Origin of the sequence: Pseudopedobacter saltans DSM 12145 (assembly GCF_000190735.1) — a bacterium.
GTDB classification, from domain to species: domain Bacteria; phylum Bacteroidota; class Bacteroidia; order Sphingobacteriales; family Sphingobacteriaceae; genus Pseudopedobacter; species Pseudopedobacter saltans.
Window position 1 is genome coordinate 1,904,113 of the sequence record NC_015177.1, and the last position, 20,354, is coordinate 1,924,466.

Consider the following 20,354-nt stretch of genomic DNA (forward strand, 5'->3'; position numbering starts at 1 on the left):
CCTTTTCCCGGAACTACAATCAAATCAAAAAACTGTATATCAACATCTTAAACCTAACAAAGCTCATTTTTTATTTCACTTTTTATTTCACTTAAATATAAGTTACAGCAAAAGTATTTAGGTTTGGGAAGATCCGGAGAAATAGAGTTCCGAAGCCGACAACCAATTATGAGAATCAAAAAATCAGACAATTTTCTGTTACAGATTAAAAAAACTTTCCGGCAAAAATTAATCGCTTGTTTCGCTTCTATCCTATTTTTATTATACTTATCACTTTCTGGTTGCCAAAATAAATCAAGAGAACCTATTAACTTCTCTTCATCAAGAATACATACTCTTGATTCCTTTGCTAATGCTATAAAAGAGCTATACAATATTCCTGGATTAGCTTTTGCTATAGTTCACAAAGATTCGGTTTACAGCAATACTATTGGTATAAAGAATAACAATGGCGAGAGACTCACTATTAACACACCTATTTCGATGGGCCATTTATCAGAACCTATGCTGGCTTTTTCCGTACTGAAATTAGCCGAATTCCGAAAGATTGACATAAAAGATAAGGTCATAGAATATCTCCCTTATTTTAAAATGGGAGGAAATGGTTATGAAGATATTACGATTAAACATTTGATGACACATACTTCTGGTATAGACAATTATAGCTTATTTTATGATACTCCGTCTTTCGAACAAAATGCCCCCGAGACAACGACGAGAAGTATTGCATCGCAATTGCCTAAATGGAACCTTCCTGAAATTCAAATCTTACGTTCGCCTTACAATTACGACATTTTGGCCGACGTAATCAGCAAGGTTATGGGCGAGCCTTTTGAAAACTATATTAAAAAAAGCGTTTTCACTACATTGAAAATGGATTCGTCTTACTTCTATAAAACAAAAAAAGTCGCTAGACCATTTTCTACAACCGACTTTTTAGATTATAGCTACAAACAAAAAGACATTTACCCCTATAACAGAGAAAATGGCGGAAGTATTGGCCTGCATGCATCTGTAAAAGACTTGTCAACCTGGATACACCATATATTAAATCAAGACAACAATACAAGATTATTTGGCGAAAATTTTCTTAAAGCACAGTTCCTTAGCACCCCTACTTCTGGTATCGGATTTGGTTGGGATGTATATAAAGATGCTAAAGGCATCGAGGTATTCACTAAATCTAGCGAGTTTGGTGGCTTCAGTAGTCAGTTAGTCTTAATCCCCTCTAAGAAGATAGGGACGATTATTATTACCAATATCAACAGCAATTTTGATCCCGCTAAATTTTCGGGCTTACTGGCATCCTGGCTTAATAATCAGACAGACTTAAAGGCAAAAGCTCCTATATACATAACTCTCGGAAAAAAACTTAAAGAGACCGGCAGTATGGATTCTGTATTTACTTGTTTTCAAAATCTTAAAACAAAGCCGGAGTTTTACGATTTCTCAGAAAAAGCTGCTTTGCAGTTTGGATCAAACCTATTGCACCAGGCGAAGCTGGTTCCTCAGGCTATAGAATTTTTCACCTTTTGCACTAAAGAATACCCTACTTCATCAAAAACTTATCTGAATCTTGCAGAAGCGTATCTTTTTAATAAGGATATAGAAAAATGCCGTGTAAATATAGCAAAAGCCAATACACTTCCTGATAAATCAGGAGATAGATTGGCTTTTGTAAAATACCTCAATGAACGTATAGAAGTTATAGAAGAGAAAAACAAACCGTAAAAACGTTATGATAAAACTGAAAAAAAACAAACTGAACGTATTCCTACTGGCTGCAATACCTGTGCTTATTTTTTTAGGCTGTAAAAAAAGTGCGGAAAACAGCTTTGTCATCGATAATGACATAAAAACTCCATCAAATAAAGATCCGGAAACTAAAACAATCAATTTCAACAGAGCTGATGGTGCTTATACGAAAGCACAAGCCGAATCAGATTTCGGAGGGTCTATCTTAATGACTTGGCAGAATATAGATATATCCAGTAATCAGGCAAGGGTGCGAATTCCTGCAAATTCTTTATCACAGGGAAATATTGTAAACATAGACATACCAGACGGAACTGAATATGAACTTTCTTTTAAAATTCGGTTCGCTACTAATTTTGACTGGAGCAGAGGTGGTAAAGTTGGCTTCGGCTTTCATATTGGAAACGGTTATACCGGATGTAATAAAGCAGATAACGGTTTAGGAGGAACTGCTCGTTTAATGTGGTACAATGCAACTGGAAGCAAAACAAACTATGTAACCACAGGCTCGTATTTCAGACCTTATGTATATTATAAAGATATGCCCGAAGACTGTGGAAATAGTTTTGGAAAACAAAGCAAACAGATTAATACAGATACCTGGTACACTGTAAAAATAAAGGTAAAAAGTAATACGGGGTCAAATACGGACGGTTTGGTTTCTTATGAAATTGATGGGGTAAATCTATTGAATCAGGTGCTTAGATGGACTACAAACGATGACTACCGAAAAGTCAAATACATTACATTTCACACATTTAGAGGTGGAAGTCAGGAATATTGGCAAGCAACTACCGATGGATATATTTACTACGACGACCTGGTTTTCAAAAGAATAGCAATATAAAAAGCTCTTAAAAACTTCCCATCACCTTTGATAAGAATCTCCGCCCTTTTGAATTCGAGGTGGAGATTCTTATTTGCTGATAGGCGGATTAACTAAAGTCCCCGATTTCTTTAACTCGGGGTTCAAAATCATCACGGGAGACTTTTGCTCTATTTTTCATTTTAGTCCTGTAGTTATAAATGGTATTTACTGAATAACCTAAAAAACTAGCTATTTTACTACTATCACTTATACCCAACCTCATCAAAGCATATATACGCAACTCGGTATTTAATACCTCGCCTTTCTTAAGAAAAATCATTTCATCATCTAATAATAATGAGTTAAATTTTTCCACGAAATCGGGAAACAGGTTAATAAACATCTTATCAAAATTTGCAAACAACTCTTTAGACTCCTCTTCTTTTAAGCTAATATCTTTCGAAATCTTAAGCAAACTTTCATATTGTCTATCTTGCATCTTTTTATACACCATTTTTCGGTAATTGTCTAACTTATCTATGTATTTTGAACATACATCCAGAAAATATCCGATATACTCTTCTTTGATATGGTTAGCTTCTGCCACCTGATGATTTTTCTTTTTCAATTCTTCATTGATATCGTGTAGCTTTTGATTGAGAGAATTCAGTTCTTCGTTTACTTCTTTTAACTTTATACTGGTTGCCCGGTCTTTTTTCATCTGTTTATACACAGATATTACAGATACAATCAGCAAAATAGAAAGAACACTAATTGCTAAAAGAAAGGCCCTCAGTTGGCTATTCTTTTTGTCATTCCTGGTTTGGTATTCCTTATCAATGATAGTTTGAATGTTCAATATTTCAGAACTTCTAAGCCTTGTATTATAATCTTTAATATTTTCTAATGAGAATCTGATATAAGTATAAGCCCGGTTTATATCTCCTTCCTGCATTAATATATTTGCCAATATCGGAATCGATGCGTTGTCTTTTATAGCCAATTGAACATCAGAAATTGCAGACAAGATCAGATATTTCTTCTCATTTAAAACGTCTCCCGCCTTCCTGTATATCAAAGACCTGTGGAAAGTTATTAAAGCATATGCCGGCGAGTATTCTTTAACTAATTTCAGCCTTTCTCCATTAATTTTCAGCGCATTCTCGATCTCTTTATTTTCCCTAAAATCCCTTTCTATAATCCTTAAATACTCTTCGGAATTACTCAAAGTCAAAGTCTTTAAAGTATCGTTATACAATTTGGTATTTCTCCAATAATTATTTTTTTCCCTGTTATTGCGAGCATAAGAACCAAGTCCCAAATATAATTCCCTATAAGCTAAATAATAATCTAGTTTCTGTCTGCCATCAAAGCTGCTTCTTTTCACACTTGCTAGAAAATCAAATGCTTCTTTATACATCCCTAACCTGACAAACAACGCTGACATTGCGATACTGGTTTCATTAATTTTATACTGATCTTTTAAAGCGTGGGCTATGTCTAAATTCTGATTCAAATAATGTACAGCAGAATCCGATATATAACACTTATACTCTTTAAACAATTCTTTATTCAAAGAGTAAAGTTCAACTCTGGATATCCGTGTTTTTTGTTTTTCAGATTTAATTTCCTCTATTTTTGATTCTTTCAAATCAATGTAAATTGAGTTTTTTTTCACCTTATTATCTAAATCTTCTAATAGCGAATCGATTTGACTTTTAGAAAAAATAGGAACGGCGTACAATAACAAGAATAAAAATAGATATCCTTTCATACATAAGTTAGGTTTAAAATAACAATAAAAAATAGGTGTATTTAATACTTATAATAGTCAGTTGTTTTTATTGGCCCACTTTTTAAATATAATAAATTATCGAAAATGCATCATCACACAGCATGGCGATTTCTTTCTTGTGATGATACAATTCCATTGTTATAACGTCGCATAGGTTTTTATATCACTATACTAAAAATATTCGACAAGAACAATATTAAAGACCCTCTTACAAAACAAAAGTAGTAGTCTACAGAAAATAAAAAACACTAACAGCTGTATATCAGACATTTAATTTAAATAAAACTAAATTCAAAAGTAGTCTACGTATAATTATCGCATATCATGTTAGGTCTAACAATATCTCACAATTGTCACTAACATCAATCGCTATCACTCACCATTTTCCACTTAATATTTCCATAAAAAAAACATAAAATACTAATAAACAGTATTTTAACAACAAAACGCACTTTCATAAAATTCACATTTTTCACATCTAACATTTTTAAACAAACAAACAAAATAGATTTGTGACACTAGTTTTTAGTCCTGGCCAAACACAAAAATTAACCTATTAGCCTTTACTTAATTAATTTATTATGACTTAGAATTTTCTTATTTATCCCGATCGTGATCCAGTTACGATCTACGACCATTATTCCTTAATCCTAATCAGTTTTAATCATTTATTAAACCATGAGAAAAAAACTACAAAATTTATTTTTAAGCTGTTGGGGGTTGTTACTGCTCTATTCTTGTGATGACAAACAAAAAATAGACACTCCTCAAACCGCCTCTTACAGTATTGCTGAATCGGCATATATGGCCGATAGTATTCCTGTATCCATAACTGTAGATAGTCAGTACGATATGAGCAGTGTTCGAATTTTATTCTTCTTTAATGATGAAAAAGTATCGGAAACTCTAATCCCGACCAATACAGCAGGAACATTTGATAGAAAGGTATTCGTTCCATATACTAAAGACGCTCCTGACGGAAAAGCAGAATTACAGATTGTTACAAAAAATAAAAACTTCAATTATTCTGTAAAAACGGTTCCTATTAATATATCCAGGCCGAAATTCCCCTATCTAACTTTAAAAACCGCTTATGGAGATTATAAAATGGAACCTGTATCTGGTGAACCCTATAAATATGCAGTTACTTCTGCATTTCCCAGCAGATCTATAAATGCAATAATACAGGCACCTGCTATTGGTGGAAATGGTAATGTACTTTATTTTGGAGGTAAAACAATTGCAGCTACAACCACTGTTCCTGATTCAATCCGCTTTCAAACTGATCAACCTCTTGGTTCCGCTATTACTGTTTGGTTTGATACTCGCTCTTTTGAAGCCGAACCTTTCCTGAAACCAGCTTTTGGAGAACACCTTTTCCCGACGTTTGGCTCTGGCTTAGCAATTCTAGAGGAGAATTTCACTCAAAATCAGGAAATAGCGATAACAGGTTTTCAGGATCTGGAAGACTGGTGGATAAATCCCACGTTTTTGGATAAAATCCCCGGTATAAATGGCGTCTATAAATTCCGGGCAATAAATGGTAAATATAGGATAACAGCAGATCAGAATTTAAAATATTTCCGCATTGAACCAATGAACGGAACTAACCTTGCGGATTTTAATGCAACAAACTACACGGGTGGTGTATGGATAAATGGTGGTGTGGGTGACCAAGGGGGATCTGCTCCTGCCGGACGCTTGGGCATACCATCAATGGAAAAAAATCCTTGCCTATGGAATGCTGACAAAAACATCGCCATGGCCCCTATGGGCAATGGTATTTACCAAATTAAATTGGTAGCTAACCAAACACTTTTCTTGAGCAATATATCTGGTAGTACGGCTGGAATAAGCTTTTATAAAAATAGTAGATCAAAATCAAATTCCTTTGCTTTAGACCTGGTACAAACACTATATGGAAGCCCCGGATCACCTCAATCTTCTGCAGGATCGGCCCGGTTTGAATTAAAAGCCGCCATAGGTGACAGTAATGGGCAAATGATAGCAACAGGGAGTAACAGAACCCTGGGTGCCAACAGAACTTATGTATTCACTATTGATACCAAGTCTACTCCTGCGAAAATATCAATCAGTTTAGAATAAAAAAGAGCGATAACCAATGGAAATATTAAAAAATATAAATAAAATGACCTGTTCTTCATGGTCTATACCATATTACCTTTTCACTATTCTTTGCTGTATAAGCTTAAAATTATCGGCACAAAATATAACAATCAAAGGTTTAGTTACAGAGGGAGATGGTAACCCTTTAGCCGGTGTATCTGTAGCTATAAAGAATACTACAACCGGAACATTTACGGACGTAAACGGTCGCTACACAATTAGTGCAAAAACAGGAAACGTACTTATTTTTAGTTACCTGGGTTTTGTAACAGAAGAACGTACAATAAAAGACGAAACCAATATTAATATCAGGCTAACCGAATCTTCGGCAGATCTCTCGGAAGTTGTTGTTGTAGGTTACGGACAGCAGAAGAAAGAAAGCTTGGTCTCTTCCATAAGTACCGTCACAGCTAAAGATCTCGCAGTTACGGGACGTTCCTTATCTAATTCTATTGCCGGTAAATTAGCCGGTATTATTGCGAGACAGCCTTCCGGAGAGCCAGGATATGATGATTCTAATTTTTGGATTCGTGGCGTAAGTTCCTTTGCAGGTGGTACGAGCCCGCTTATTATTATAGATGGTATTCCAAGGAGCAAAAGTGACATGAGTAACATTCCTGTTGATGAAATAGAGTCATTTTCAGTATTAAAAGATGCTGCCGCAACCGCAGTATATGGAGCTGAGGGCGCCAATGGTGTTATATTAGTCAATACCAAACGTGGAGCTTCGCAAAAGACAGTAATGTCCGTAAATGCAGAGCATGCGATAAGAACGCCTATACGAACCCCGCAATCACTGGATTCATACAGAACACTGAATTTATACAATGAGGCAACATGGAATGAAGCAGGGAACCCGATATCCGGATGGTTACCAACCTATGACGATGTTACTTTATCGAATTATCTTTTAGGCAAAGACCCGGATTTGTATCCGAATACAAATTGGTTGGATTTGTTAAAACCTAACACAAATGTGAGCAGATACACGGTCAATTTCCGAGGTGGAGCTGATAAGGTTAAGTTCTTTACCTCCGGAGCATTTTATACCGAAGATGGATTATATCATAGCAACACGGTAGAAAACTACAATGCTAACCTAAAATACGAGCGATATAATTTACGTTCCAACATAGACATGGAGCTAACAAAAACCACAAAAATGTCGGTGGATTTAGCAGGTTATTTCGTTAAACAAAATGCTCCTATGACACCAGCAAATGACCTTTGGAGTATAATATCTATGTCACCCCGCTATTTGTTTCCAATGGTTTATTCTGATGGTTCTTTTGCAGAACACCCGCAATACTCTGCAGGTTCGGTTGGTACAGCAGAGAGAGCGAACCCTTATAATCTGCTAAACAATATGGGATACACCAAAAACTGGACAGTTACCGTACAATCCAGAGTGAATTTGGTACAAAATCTGGATATTTTTACAAAAGGGCTTTCCTGGCGCGGAGCATTAAGCTTTGATGCTTTAACCCAGGGCAGAATGAATCGGACAAAAGAAGCAAATTCATTCTATGCCAAAAACCGAGACGATAATGGTAATCTTATTTTCAGTCAGATTAGAGCAGGCTCGGCATTAGGAAATCCAGTTGCGGGTGGTAGTTCAGGCGAAAGAAAGGTCTATGTAGAAACGGCACTCGATTATAAAAGAACCTTCGGTAAACATGATGTTACTGGACTTATGTTGTATAACCAAAAGGAAACTCAATATCAATCGAGAAGTGTGGGTTTAGAGATGTTACCATACAGAAAACAAAGTGTTGTAGCCCGCGTGACCTACGGATTTGATAGACGTTACTTGTTAGAAGCCAGTATGGGTATGACTGGAAGTGAAAATTTCGCGGCAGGTAATCGCTGGGGATCCTTCCCTGCTATTGGTGCTGCCTGGTGGATTAGTAACGAAAACTTCTGGGATCCGTTAAAAAGATCCTTCGAAAAACTGAAGTTGAGAGTTTCTTATGGTAAAACTGGAAATGATGTTCTTTCTAGTGATATGTCCCGTTTCCCTTATCGTGAAAGAGTTAATGAGGGTGATGCAGGATACAATTATTCTTGGACAGGGGGCTCTGGTGTGTCTAATAACGGACAGGGATCAGGCAGTCCGGGTGCCGGCATAGTCGAAAGCGATTATGCAACACCTACACTTGGTTGGGAAATTGAAGACAAATTCAACACTGGTTTTGACATTGGATTTTTTAATGGACGCATTGATGCCAGTATAGATTATTTTTACAATGAGCGTCATGACATTCTTATTCGCCGTAATACAATCCCTACCGCAGCGGGATTGCGTGTTAACCCAATGCAAAACTTTGGAAGAACAAAAAACAGAGGGATTGATCTCTCCTTTGTTGGCAAACAGGCCTTAGGAAATTTCATGTTAACAGGTCGATTGAATTATACCTACACCAAAAATAAAATCATGGAATATGACGAAATACCTCAATCGTATACATACCAAGCGTATACCGGACAAAGTATCGGACAACCTTTTATTTATATTGCAGAAGGGCTATATACTCCTGATGATTTTATTATTACAAAGAATGCAAATGGTAGCGAGTCTTATGCACTGAAAACTGGACTTCCGGACCCCGGTTTGGCAGTAGCTCCAGGAGATATTCGTTATAAGGATTTAAATGGTGATGGAAAAATAGATAGCTACGATCAAACTTATGCTAATGGCTTTTTCTCAACCACGGTTCCTGGAATAGTTTACGGCTTTGGATTAACCGTAGAATGGAAACGCCTGTCAGTAGGAGCTTTTTTCCAGGGCGCGGATAAAATATCTTCAAACCTGTTAAATAAAGTCGAAAACTTCTTCCCTTTTCAACGTTCTATAACCGACGCTTCATTAAGAGAAGAAGCCATGAACCGATGGAGATATGAAGATCCTTACAATCAGGATGTGTTATTTCCTAGAATCAGAACTACAGGAAACTCAAACAATACAAGAACCAGCACATGGTGGTATAGAGATGCCTCATATATCCGTTTGAAAAATATTGAATTGGGATATGCTTTTAATCCAAAAGCACTAAAAAAAGCAAAGATAAATGGTCTACGTTTATATGTTCAGGGAGAAAACCTGTATACCTGGGATAAAATAAAATTTTGGGACCCTGAAGTAACGGATCGCTCTGGCGCAAGGTACCCAATAAGTGCTACCTGGACATTTGGTTTAGATGTGACGTTCTAAAATATTACCATTATGAAAAAATTAAATAAGACACTTTTTTGCTTGCTTACAACAGGCGTAATGCTTTTGACATCATGTAAAAATTATCTTGATGTTTCTTCAGAGCTATCAGATAACTTAACCATAAATGGTGTATTTGAAAATGTAGAATACACCAAACGATGGCATGCAAACACATACAATTGCATTATAGAATACTCAAAAAATGCATCGAGTGCAGATGCCATGAGTAATCCCTGGTCTGCTATTTCCGGGGAACTGGCATGTAATTTTGCTCGTAATACTATGGTTACTGGCTATACACCAGCTAACGCCGGATATCATCGTTGGGCTACGCAATATAAATATATCAGACAGGCACTTATATTTTTAGAAAAGGCTCATGCCATTGGCTCGGGGTCGGGAAATAACGTACTACCAGAGTATGAAATATTGAGAATGAAAGATGAAGCTAAATTTTTAATAGCCTATTCTTATTTTACTTTATTGGAGCTTTATGGGCCTGTTCCTTTGGTTACAGAAATAGCTAACCCCGAGGATAAAGACATCGATTATGCCCGGGCGCCAATGGACGACGTGATTAACTATATCGACGGCTTACTGGCAGATGTTATTGACGCCGGAAGGCTCCCTGCAACTATTAGCAAAAACGATAGTAATTTTAATACCGGCGAGATGGTAAAACCTACGTTAGTAATTGTGAGGGCTCTTCGTGCTAAATTATGGGTATATGCGGCCTCTAAATTATTCAATGGAGGGTTTCCGGAAAGCTTGTCCATTGTAAATAAAGACGGAACGCGTCTTTTTCCTGACTACAATGCTGATAAATGGCAAACTGCAAAAAAAAGACTGGAAGAATTCTTAGATTATGCACATTCCATGGGGCATAAATTATATGCTGAGTATTATTCAAATACAACTGACATAAACCCACATGCTTCCGTATATCAGGTTTTCCAGAAATACAATGATGAGATAATCTGGGCAACAGCATACAATGACTATAGTAATCCTAATAATCAGGAACGCCGTTCGAACCCTGTAGATTTATATGCCAGTCCAACAAATTTTGCCAACATCTCTGTTTCTCAGGAATCTGTTGATGCATTTTTTATGAATAATGGTTTAACAATCTACGATCAGGGCTCGGGATATAAAGAAAATGGATTTACTACTGTAAACAATCCGACTCATGTAAACAATAATCCAGATCCAAATATCTTTAACATGTATGCAAATCGCGAAGCGCGCTTTTATGCGGCAATTGGCTACAATGGAAAAAGCTGGCACATTCATGCCAATGAACATAATAATCCGGGCGGAGTTTATTATCAATGGTATGGACGTGGTAAAGCTTCCGGAATTGCCGGAGGTGAAAACTGGCCAAGAGCAGGGTACTTGTTTTACAAATTCAAACATCGTCGTATTGCACAAGGGGTAACTTCTATTAATGTTGCCGGTGCTCCCGGGACTCCGTTTACAGTTTATACTTCATGGTCACGCCCTTCAATACTACTTCGTTTGGCTGATTTTTATTTATATTATGCTGAAGTACTTAATGAAATTGATCCTAATGATCCTAGAATTATTGCATATATAGACAAAGTACGAGAAAGAGCAGGTATTCCCGGATATGCAGAATTAGCAACAAACGGAACCAAAACCGGCGTTATAGGAAACAAACAGGAACAATTTAAAGCAATTGTACAAGAACGCCATGTGGAATTTCTTGGCGAAGGGCAGCGATGGTTTGACATGCGAAGATGGATGATCTGTGATCCGGCAGGTGCCAACCAACCAGATAAAGGTGGTGTAGACGGTGACATGACCCGTATGACTGGAATGAATATGAACGGTTTCGACAATGTTAAATTGAAGATCGGCAGTACAGAAACCACTACCAAACCTATTGGTGATCCGGATTCGTTCTTTCAACGTACAAAATTAGAAGGGAGACGTTGGGCTAAGGAATACTATTGGTATCCTGTGCCACAAAATGAAATCAACAAAAGTAGAGGACATTTATTGGTTCAAAACCCTTTATGGCCTGTTGTTTTAACTGAATAATAACTAAGGCGACTGTCATCTTTTTTAAAATTGACAGTCGCTTTTGTTGCTTTAATCTATTCGATCTAATTATTCGATGGGCTGTTTTTGACAATGAGATTTCTAGTTATCCCTACCTGTCACAATTGCCGGGATCTCCAGTAATTATTATTTACATTTCTTCGAGACTTTCTCGGGAAACGTATTTATTTGGGAAAGATCGAAGTATTTTAGCTAACCCAAGGGGATAATTAACTTCTTTGTTATAAAATACATTTACTATCAAACCTCATAAACCACTTTTGCAAACTTATTTCTGTATTCAATTGGCGTAAGACCGGTAATTTTTTTAAAAGTATCCCGAAATGCTTTTGTATCTGTATAACCTACGTCAAACATGATTTCGGTTACATTTCTTCTGGATGCTTCAAAAGATTTTTTTGCGGCCTCGATGCGCACCCTTTGTATATACTCCATGGGCGTATTGTTTGTTGCCTCTTTAAACTTACGTTCAAAAGTTCTGCGACCCGTATTAATCAGCTTTGCCAGAGTTTCTATTGATATCTTGTCACAATAGTGTTCTTCAATATAATTCTGTACTTTTTGAATGTCCTCATGGCCATGATTTCGCTGACCTTTAAATATTGCAAATTGTGATTGGCTATCTCTTCCAATATCCAATGCAAAATATTTCGAAATCATAACAGCTGTTTCTCTGTCTGCAAATTTCTCAACCAGATATAATATCAAATTCCATAAACTGCTTGCTCCACCGCTACTGTAGATATTATCATGTTCGGTTATTATCGCCCCATCTTCTACTTCTACCTCGGGATATCTTTCTTTAAACTCATTAATATAAGCCCAATGTGTCGAGCATTTTTTGCCATTAAGCAGGCCTGTCTCTGCCAAAAGAAAAGCGCCGATACACAAACTAGCGAGACTGGAACCTTCCTTATGTAATTTCTTAAAATAAGGTATTGCTTCCGCATTGGCTTGAATTCCTTTGGATGTATCACCAAAAGTTGGCGGAATAATAAGTAAATCGGTCGCCGTTACATCTTTAAGCAACCTGTTTGTTTTTATAGTGTATTCGCCATTATTAGCGGGTACATATTCTTGCAGGCCCACATATTCGACATTGAAAGCAGGCTTTTTACCAAATGCTGTTAAAAACTCATTGGCGGTGTTGAAAGTTCTGAATGGCGGCGTAACCGCCTCAATTACCCCATATTCAGGTACAAAGACAGAAATTAGCATATCAATATGCGGTATTAAATTGCAACATTAAAAAAATAGCTTTGTCATAATTCACCCCTAAAATTGTCATTTTCACAACAGCCAAAATCTTATATTCAGGTGTAATTTTGAACTATAAATTTAATAACAAAAAACTAACAATGACACAAGTAACAAAAATTACGGTAGAAGCAACAGCAAATGCTCCTGTAGCAGACGTTTGGAAAGCATGGAATACTCCAAGTGACATCATGCAATGGAATAGTGCTGATCCAAGCTGGCATAGCCCAAGTAGCGAAAATGACTTGAGAGTAGGCGGTAAATTCAAAAATAGAATGGAAGCCAAAGATGGAAGCTTCGGATTTGATTTCGAAGGTACGTATGATCAGGTGGAGCTCCATAAGCTAATCACATACACCATGCCTGATGGAAGAAAGGCGACTACTGTTTTTACAGCTAAAAATGGTCAAACCCATATAGAAACCACATTTGATGCGGAGACAGAAAATGCACCTGAATTTCAGAAACAAGGATGGCAAGCTATTCTTAACAATTTTGTAAAATATGTTGAATCAACTAATTCTTAAAACTTATTAACAATTATAAACATGAAAAAGATTAAAATCACTTTTTGGATAGCAACAGTCATTATTATCCTTTGGGAAGGTTTAATGCCAGTTGGCACCCTCCTATTTGCACCGCAGTATGCAAATGTAGGTACAAAGCCATTGGGATATCCGGACTATTTCGCTTATACACTTATCATATGTAAAGTACTGGGAGTTATAGCCATCTCGCTCCCAAAAATACCAGCAAAATTAAAGGAGTGGGCTTATGCAGGACTTACCTTTAACTTAATATTTGCATTTATCAGCCACGCGTGTGTGGATAAAAATATTGGATTTATGTTGATGCCATTGGTAGTACTTGGCATTCTTACTGTTTCTTATATCTATAACCATAAAATGTATACGAATGGCTAAGACAAATTATCAAACCATCGATGAATATCATCAGGCATTCAGCGGTGAAACATTAGCACGGATGCAGATCATTCGAAAAATCATCCATGAAACGGCTCCCGGCGCAACGGAAGCCATCAGCTATCAAATCCCTTGTTTTAAATATCATGGCTATTTGATATACTACTGCGCATTTCCGAAGCACATTTCTCTGTCCCATCCTTATAGTGAGGCTTTTTGGGAACATTTCAGAAATAACCTGGCTGAATATAAAACCAGTAAAGCGGTTATCCAGTTTCCGATGAACAAACCTTTGCCTGAAACGTTGATAAAGGAAATTATTGCTTTCCGAAAAAAAGAGAATGAGGAAAAGCAAGCAAATAAAAAGAAATAACTAATTGACTACAATTTAAATTTCAACACGATGGAAAATAATTCAGTTTCATTACACAGAGTAATTAAGGCCAGCCCGGAAAAAGTGTTTATGGCATTTTCAAATCCTTTAGCATATTCAACCTGGCTGCCGCCTTACGGTTTTCTATGTACTGTTCAGCAAATGGATTTTAAGGTAAATGGCAAGTATCATATGACATTTATTAATTTTAGCACCGGGAACGGACATTCTTTTGGTGGGACATTTTTGGATATCAAACCAAATGAATTAATTAAATACTCTGATACTTTTGATGATCCTGGCCTACCCGGGGAGATGACAACAACTGTTCAGCTCAAACAAGTTTCTTGTGGCACCGAAATTAATATATTACAGGAAGGAATCCCCTCAGTTATACCAACCGAAATGTGTTATTTAGGCTGGCAGGATTCTCTGGATAAATTGATAAAGCTCGTAGAGCCCGAAATTCCTGATGCTTAATTTATCTGCGATGAACAAATTTAGCAGCGCAGTTTTCATTACATTTTCTGGCAATTGCAGGAAAGCACTCACCCATTATCAAACTTGTTTTGGTGGGGCTCTGCAATTTGATGTTTTCGAAAAGAAATGGGAAGATTACACAGGAGTTCCTGTCGTTAGCGGATCGCTTGTTTCTGATAGCATAATTATTTATGGTTCCGATTTGGTACATAATGAGGGAAGGATACTTGGGAATTACCTGTCTATCTTTCTACGCTGTAAAAATGTAAACGATAGACGAGCGCTTATTGAAAAACTAAAATTCAATAAACAGAATCCGTTTGTTCAGAATGATGACAACCAAAAACTAATTGAAATAACGGATCCTTTTGATGTAAGGTGGGTATTAGGTATTTGAGCTCCTATGCTTACATAATTAACCTGAGTTCGGGTTAAGCAGCTAATAATAATTGCTTATCATTTGTTTTAAAAGCGATATTCAGAGAAGTTTTTTTAGGGAAGAAATGATAAGCACAAAGTACGCCCATTGTATTCATTAGGGAGTTATTGATCGAACGTTGACGGGCGTGCTGGAGCTTGAAGATATTTTTTAGTTCATCATTGACACATTCAATGTTTACCAAAGCAGATCTGAGAGTCGGCTTCTGAAGAAAACCTGTTATTTCTCTTGTCTTGCCTTACAACCTCTTTCGCTCTGGTATTTCCGATACGTGTATTTGAGTAGGAGTTTTATCCGTCTTCTATTTTGAGAAATATTTGTCAAAACAGAAATAAATCGTTAAATTGGTACATAAGCGTATCCTCCGGGAATTATTAAAAATCAGGGTAGTTCCATCCTTCGTTCATCCTTCGTTTAGAGATGCTTTAGAGATGTTTTAAAGAAGCTTTGAAGTTTTATTTATAAAAGCTTTCAGAATTAGGTGAAAGGCAAATTTTTTTCTTTTCTATGTAGGCGTAGCTTCTACTTATTAGTACATATTACGTCCAGAACTATAAGGGGAGGTTTATTGCTTTAAAAAAGGAGCCAATTGTAAAAAATATAAGGATTATCTATTGTTTAAAAAATATGATGATCTCACTATCAGCAAGTGAGGCCTTACGGTTTCTGGCTTTACAATTTCCCGCATTAAGCTTATGTTGGATGATCTCAAGTTCAAATTCTTTGCAGAAATCATCAACTTGAACGAAAATTTCGGTAATTTTAAAAGGAGTAAGCATATCAAGTTATAGTTTTAATTTGGTACCTAAATATAACAAAATACACCTACTTATTTGATAACCAGTTCTTTAACCTCTTCTTTATTCCTTAAAAAGACAGTTCTATTATCCCTAACTCACGTTAATTAGTATATTTTGAATGTGATCCATGACTAGCATTTAGATATCTTTTTTCCCCCCAGAAATTCCGATTGATCCGATTTTTGCGTAAACACAACATTTGGGATTGATCCCTTATTTATCAGAATACCAGCAAATTACAGGGCAAAAAAAATGGGACAAGTCTTTCTTTTTTAGACTTGTCCCAAGAAGTGAACCCGCTGGTACAGAACTCGAACTCTTTTTTGGAAGATTTAAGACGGTTGAATCAATTGAAAGACAGTCCATATCAGAATGATTTAGAGGTCAACCGACCTAAACCTAAACAGATGTCAAAGGTTCGAAAATTTTGATTTTAGTACTCTAACTTGTTACGTTGGGCTTCCTCGTCTTCTCTCTTTGCGTCCTCCAAATATCGTTGTTTCATGTGTTTAAAAATTTCAGCGACATTTGGGTATTTGTACTGGAAATCTGTCTCTAATTTTTCGAAGTAGCGGGCTTTTGCTCGCTCGATATTTCCTCCATCGTAAGGGCCTCTTGTGGTAGAACCTCTTTTGTTGAACATAGCCGTAGAATAACCACTTTTAATACTACGGGTATTTACCTCCTCAATGGTTTGAAATATTACCTCCTGTGGCCACTCAGGAATATTCTCGGGATATTGAGCCAATATCTTTCCAATTTCGGAATCGGCAGCTTCTAATCTATCAACTGCTTTTGCCAATTGTCTTACCTTAAGAACCCATTCTTGCAATGTTGTTGTATCGATGGATTTGTCTTCTTTCATACCCGGTATTTTTTTCCAAGAATGAAGTAAATGATAGGCTTGTTTCGCTCTGTTTTGGATAAAATCGTCGGAAATACCCTCCCTTTCTTTCTCCAGTACTGCTCTATCTTTTGGTAGATAAACCCATTTTAAAATTTCGATGAAAAATTCTGGATTGTTAGTCAGTTCTTCTTCCAAAACTTTAGGATTTCTTCTCGTACCATACGAATCTAAGATTGGTAGAAATAGCCATTCTAATTTAATTAGTGTGGATTTATCGATATCTTTTCGTTTATCAAGTTCTTCAAAAATCCGTTCAATCTCATATCCTTTAAATCGTGGTGCTTCATTCGACTCTTCTGTTCCCGACTTAAAAAGCATTTCGGAAAGAAGATTACTTGGTAGTTTTTCTATAAAGTGATTAGAAACATCAATAGCAGAAAAGAAACGCTTGTATTTTAGAAGCTTATTTATCCCAAACGTTATTTCGCTCTCGGACACTCCGTAAAAATTTGGGTTGACATTTTCCCAATATTCATTCTCAATTTCTTCATTCAAAGATGCAATGAAATCCCACAATTGTTGGTTTTGATTTAGTGGTATTAAAGCATTGGATATCGCTTTATTACTATAACCATGTTCTTGTAAATCCAAAATCAATGATTTCACCCAATTAAAGTCTTCATGGCGAGATTTTTGATAAATAAAATTATGAATAAAGCCTATGGTGCTTTTATCATCGTATAGGCATTCACAAACTTTTAAAACCTCGTCTTGAGTGGAAATGATGCCAGCTAAAGCACTACCTAAGTGCCACGGCTCTTTAACCTTTTTACGCAAATCTAATGTTCTACTTAAACCTAATTCCTCACGAAGAATAATTATAGCTTTTTCTCTTTCAGTATTAATACGGTTTTGCTGTTGTATATGTCGTTCCTTATAATCATTTTCCACATATTTAAATCCCTCGGGAAAGTCAGGCCAGTGGTCATTAAAGAGCCAAATATACTTGTTAATAATGTCCGTCGGCTGAAGTTTGTTATAAAGAGCTTCCAATCTAACCAACTCTGATCCAGGTAAAGCCCAATCCGTATCAGGATGAGACCTATGTTGATTTAATATCTTTCTTATGGATTCCCAAGATAAAAAATCTATCTGTTCAACATTTTCGTAAATACTTTCTGCCCATTCTAATACACGCTTTCTATCTTGTGAAGAGAGATTTGGAATTTCCTCTATGAGTTGCGCAAATTTCAATTCATCGTTATCGAAAATTGATATCAGCATTTCAATAACTTCGGAATGAGTTTTCCATATTTCTTCGTAGGTGTAACTTAAATTTATATTCTTATCAAATATACGCCAGCGCATCTTGTGAGTTGGGTGTGCAATACCGTGACGGTCAGGCAACATTCTTATCAAGAGAGACCAGCCCGACTTTTTTTCTTTTTCTGTAATATATCTCAAAACCTTCATTCTTTCATCAAATGAAGCAAGTGTTTGATAATGCCATGGTTTAAAGATTTCGGCTATACTGTTTGATGGTCTGTTAGACAGACGCCCCCCCGGGTCGAGCCGAGATAATGTGAGTAAAATCAAACTCGAATCCAATAAATATTCTGGCAACCAAGCCAAACTTTCAAGTGCCCATAACAATCCTGTATGATGACTCGTCTTATCAATGAACCCATCTTCCTCCATAAACATATCCATGATTTCAGGCTGTTTTTTGACTAAAGATTTGTTGACAGCATTCAGGAAACTTTCGGGTGATGCCTCTGCTATTAACGGTAATTCGTGGTCAACTGATATCCACATTTCTCCGCTTGCATTATCAAGTAAGTCAAATATTAAAGCATCAACAAAACTTTGAGGATTTTTTAGATTGGAAATTTTCACTTCGTTTAATCTTCCTATTAAAATTAAGGACTGAACCAACCCTTCTCGTGACCATGTAGAGTATTTTTTCCTTTTCGAAAAATATGCAGAAAAGCTGTTTTCATCTTCGGGTTCAATCGTTGGATTACCATTTTTAAATGCTAATCCAAAACATTCTTGAAGGTCTTCAAAATCTTTGGGAGTGAGAAAAGATGATAAATTTGTCCATAAATCCAACGGAGAAGTTAATCGCCAAGTCTCGCCAATTTGAATGATGGGAGATTCTTCAAAATTTTTCCATCTATTTAGCGTAACAACATATTCAGAATATTTTTGACCTGACAACTTTTCAATCAGTTCGATGTCACCGACAAAGGTTTCGTTCCATCTTCCAATTAGTAATGCAGGGATAATTTCACGAATGTTTTCGTTCTCCATCCATTTTGCTTTGTTATGAGGAAAGCCAAGAAGTTTTTTCAGGATAGTGATGTTTCTTCCCGCTTCTCGAGAAAACTTTTCGGCGTCAGTTTCGGGGATACCGCTATCGATTAAACATTTCACCTGGCCAAATTTGTCGATAATTGGCAAAGTGATTGTTTCTTGGTTAAACTCGTCATCAGCACCCAACGGAACTAAAACATGATGATTGTTAGAAACAGCAGAAAACATTGGTAATTTGTTATCGAAAGTTGGAATTAGAATAAGAGGTGACACAAAATTTGTTGATACTACTTTATAGGCCGCTTCAGAGTTAACAATTAATGTTCTTGAAAAAAAACGTTCTGATTCATTAATAGGAAAAAGCTTTGCTGCCGCAATGATAAACGCAATAGCTTCATTTTTTGATGCCGCTTTGACCGAGGTAATATTAGGGGTATCTTCGAGAAAGTTAAAAATATTTTCTTGCTCTCTTTCACGACCAGATGTAACTATCTGCGGCAACAATTCGATGCTTTTAAATTTTGACCAATACTTCCAAAACTGTTGCGCTGTGTCTATTCCATCAATTGGAGCCTTTCTTAAGTAATCTGCGAACCACATTGAGACCGAAACGGCAATATCAAGCCATTGTTCTAAATTTGATGAATCGTAGACTTTAACATCTTTCCAAAAGTTTTCAGCTCGCTTCGTGTTTATCCATTTTTCTTTTGCTTTCCAAAATCGAGGAGTAATAAAAACGAATACACTCTCTTTAGGATCATAACCTAAAGTGTCGGCTTTCCTTTTATTATAATCTTTATCGGCTTTTGTTTTGGGTTGTGTCTCTGTTCCAAACTCATATAATGAGATTCCTTTTGGAACATAAGCCGTATCCTCTTGACAAAATACCTCTCCGTCCCAACCGCCAATATAAGATGTACTTCCAGAAGGGAAATTGATTTGGGTACTTTTGGGTGTAGTAGCACGCACCAATAGTGAAATTAAATATGGGAAATCACTTTTCGACAAAGCTGTGTCTGCCCAATTTTCAATATCATTTCTTGTTACAAGTTTCATATATATAGTAGTAGATATTCTTTCTTTAATAATGTCATTGTGTATATGCAATATATTTTCTTAATCCCCTGATACGCAA

13 protein-coding genes and 2 pseudogenes are annotated in these 20,354 nt (G+C 36.4%); 10 read left to right on the plus strand and 5 right to left on the minus strand.

The genetic code is table 11. From position 1 onward, the window contains the following. The first annotated feature begins 168 nt into the window (after positions 1-168). Both PEDSA_RS08145 and PEDSA_RS19535 read left to right on the plus strand, forming a co-directional pair. Positions 169-1,731 (plus strand): serine hydrolase domain-containing protein, encoded by a 1,563-nt coding sequence (locus tag PEDSA_RS08145; RefSeq protein ID WP_041537019.1) that lies wholly within the window; start codon positions 169-171, stop codon positions 1,729-1,731. 7 nt (positions 1,732-1,738) lie between these two features. Next, complete coding sequence (locus PEDSA_RS19535; protein WP_013632678.1) at positions 1,739-2,602, plus strand: polysaccharide lyase; 864 nt, start codon at positions 1,739-1,741, stop codon at positions 2,600-2,602. 88 nt (positions 2,603-2,690) lie between these two features. Here PEDSA_RS19535 and PEDSA_RS08155 read toward each other — a convergent pair whose 3' ends face one another. Then, positions 2,691-4,337, minus strand: coding sequence for a DUF6377 domain-containing protein (locus tag PEDSA_RS08155; RefSeq protein WP_013632679.1), 1,647 nt, complete (start codon positions 4,335-4,337; stop codon positions 2,691-2,693). Positions 4,338-5,036: 699 nt separating this feature from the next. Here PEDSA_RS08155 and PEDSA_RS08160 point away from each other — a divergent pair. From PEDSA_RS08160 to PEDSA_RS08170, 3 genes are read left to right on the plus strand one after another with little or no spacing between them, the layout of a single operon-like run. Further along, on the plus strand, positions 5,037-6,464 hold the full coding sequence (locus tag PEDSA_RS08160) for a DUF5125 domain-containing protein (RefSeq protein WP_013632680.1): 1,428 nt from the start codon (positions 5,037-5,039) through the stop codon (positions 6,462-6,464). Positions 6,465-6,480: 16 nt separating this feature from the next. Beyond that, positions 6,481-9,696, plus strand: coding sequence for a SusC/RagA family TonB-linked outer membrane protein (locus tag PEDSA_RS08165; protein WP_013632681.1), 3,216 nt, complete (start codon positions 6,481-6,483; stop codon positions 9,694-9,696). A 12-nt stretch (positions 9,697-9,708) separates the two neighbouring features. Beyond that, positions 9,709-11,763, plus strand: a complete 2,055-nt coding sequence (locus PEDSA_RS08170) for a RagB/SusD family nutrient uptake outer membrane protein (protein ID WP_013632682.1) — start codon at positions 9,709-9,711, stop codon at positions 11,761-11,763. Between the two features lie 261 nt (positions 11,764-12,024). Here PEDSA_RS08170 and PEDSA_RS08175 read toward each other — a convergent pair whose 3' ends face one another. Continuing rightward, a complete protein-coding gene (locus PEDSA_RS08175; protein ID WP_013632683.1) occupies positions 12,025-13,002 on the minus strand; it encodes a GlxA family transcriptional regulator in 978 nt (325 codons plus the stop codon). 140 nt (positions 13,003-13,142) lie between these two features. Between PEDSA_RS08175 and PEDSA_RS08180 the strand changes: the two genes are divergently transcribed. From PEDSA_RS08180 to PEDSA_RS08200, 5 genes are read left to right on the plus strand one after another with little or no spacing between them, the layout of a single operon-like run. Further along, positions 13,143-13,568, plus strand: a complete 426-nt coding sequence (locus PEDSA_RS08180; RefSeq protein WP_013632684.1) for an SRPBCC family protein — start codon at positions 13,143-13,145, stop codon at positions 13,566-13,568. A 21-nt stretch (positions 13,569-13,589) separates the two neighbouring features. After that, positions 13,590-13,964: a DoxX family protein gene (locus tag PEDSA_RS08185; RefSeq protein WP_013632685.1), complete on the plus strand. Its 375-nt coding sequence runs from the start codon at positions 13,590-13,592 to the stop codon at positions 13,962-13,964. Further along, a complete protein-coding gene (locus PEDSA_RS08190) occupies positions 13,957-14,337 on the plus strand; it encodes an iron chaperone (RefSeq protein ID WP_013632686.1) in 381 nt (126 codons plus the stop codon). The genes PEDSA_RS08185 and PEDSA_RS08190 overlap by 8 nt, the downstream gene beginning before the upstream one ends. Positions 14,338-14,367: 30 nt before the next feature. Further along, positions 14,368-14,817 (plus strand): SRPBCC family protein, encoded by a 450-nt coding sequence (locus PEDSA_RS08195; protein WP_013632687.1) that lies wholly within the window; start codon positions 14,368-14,370, stop codon positions 14,815-14,817. A 10-nt stretch (positions 14,818-14,827) separates the two neighbouring features. After that, a complete protein-coding gene (locus PEDSA_RS08200) occupies positions 14,828-15,214 on the plus strand; it encodes a VOC family protein (RefSeq protein ID WP_245546863.1) in 387 nt (128 codons plus the stop codon). A gap of 34 nt (positions 15,215-15,248) precedes the next feature. Here PEDSA_RS08200 and PEDSA_RS20640 read toward each other — a convergent pair. From PEDSA_RS20640 to PEDSA_RS08205, 3 genes and pseudogenes are all read right to left on the minus strand, one after another. Continuing rightward, positions 15,249-15,431: pseudogene (locus PEDSA_RS20640) on the minus strand (IS982 family transposase); the annotation flags it as partial. Positions 15,432-15,885: 454 nt separating this feature from the next. Further along, a pseudogene (locus PEDSA_RS20645) lies at positions 15,886-16,035 on the minus strand (IS982 family transposase); the annotation flags it as partial. Positions 16,036-16,489: 454 nt separating this feature from the next. Further along, positions 16,490-20,275, minus strand: coding sequence for a hypothetical protein (locus tag PEDSA_RS08205; RefSeq protein ID WP_013632689.1), 3,786 nt, complete (start codon positions 20,273-20,275; stop codon positions 16,490-16,492). Between the last annotated feature and the right edge of the window lie 79 nt (positions 20,276-20,354).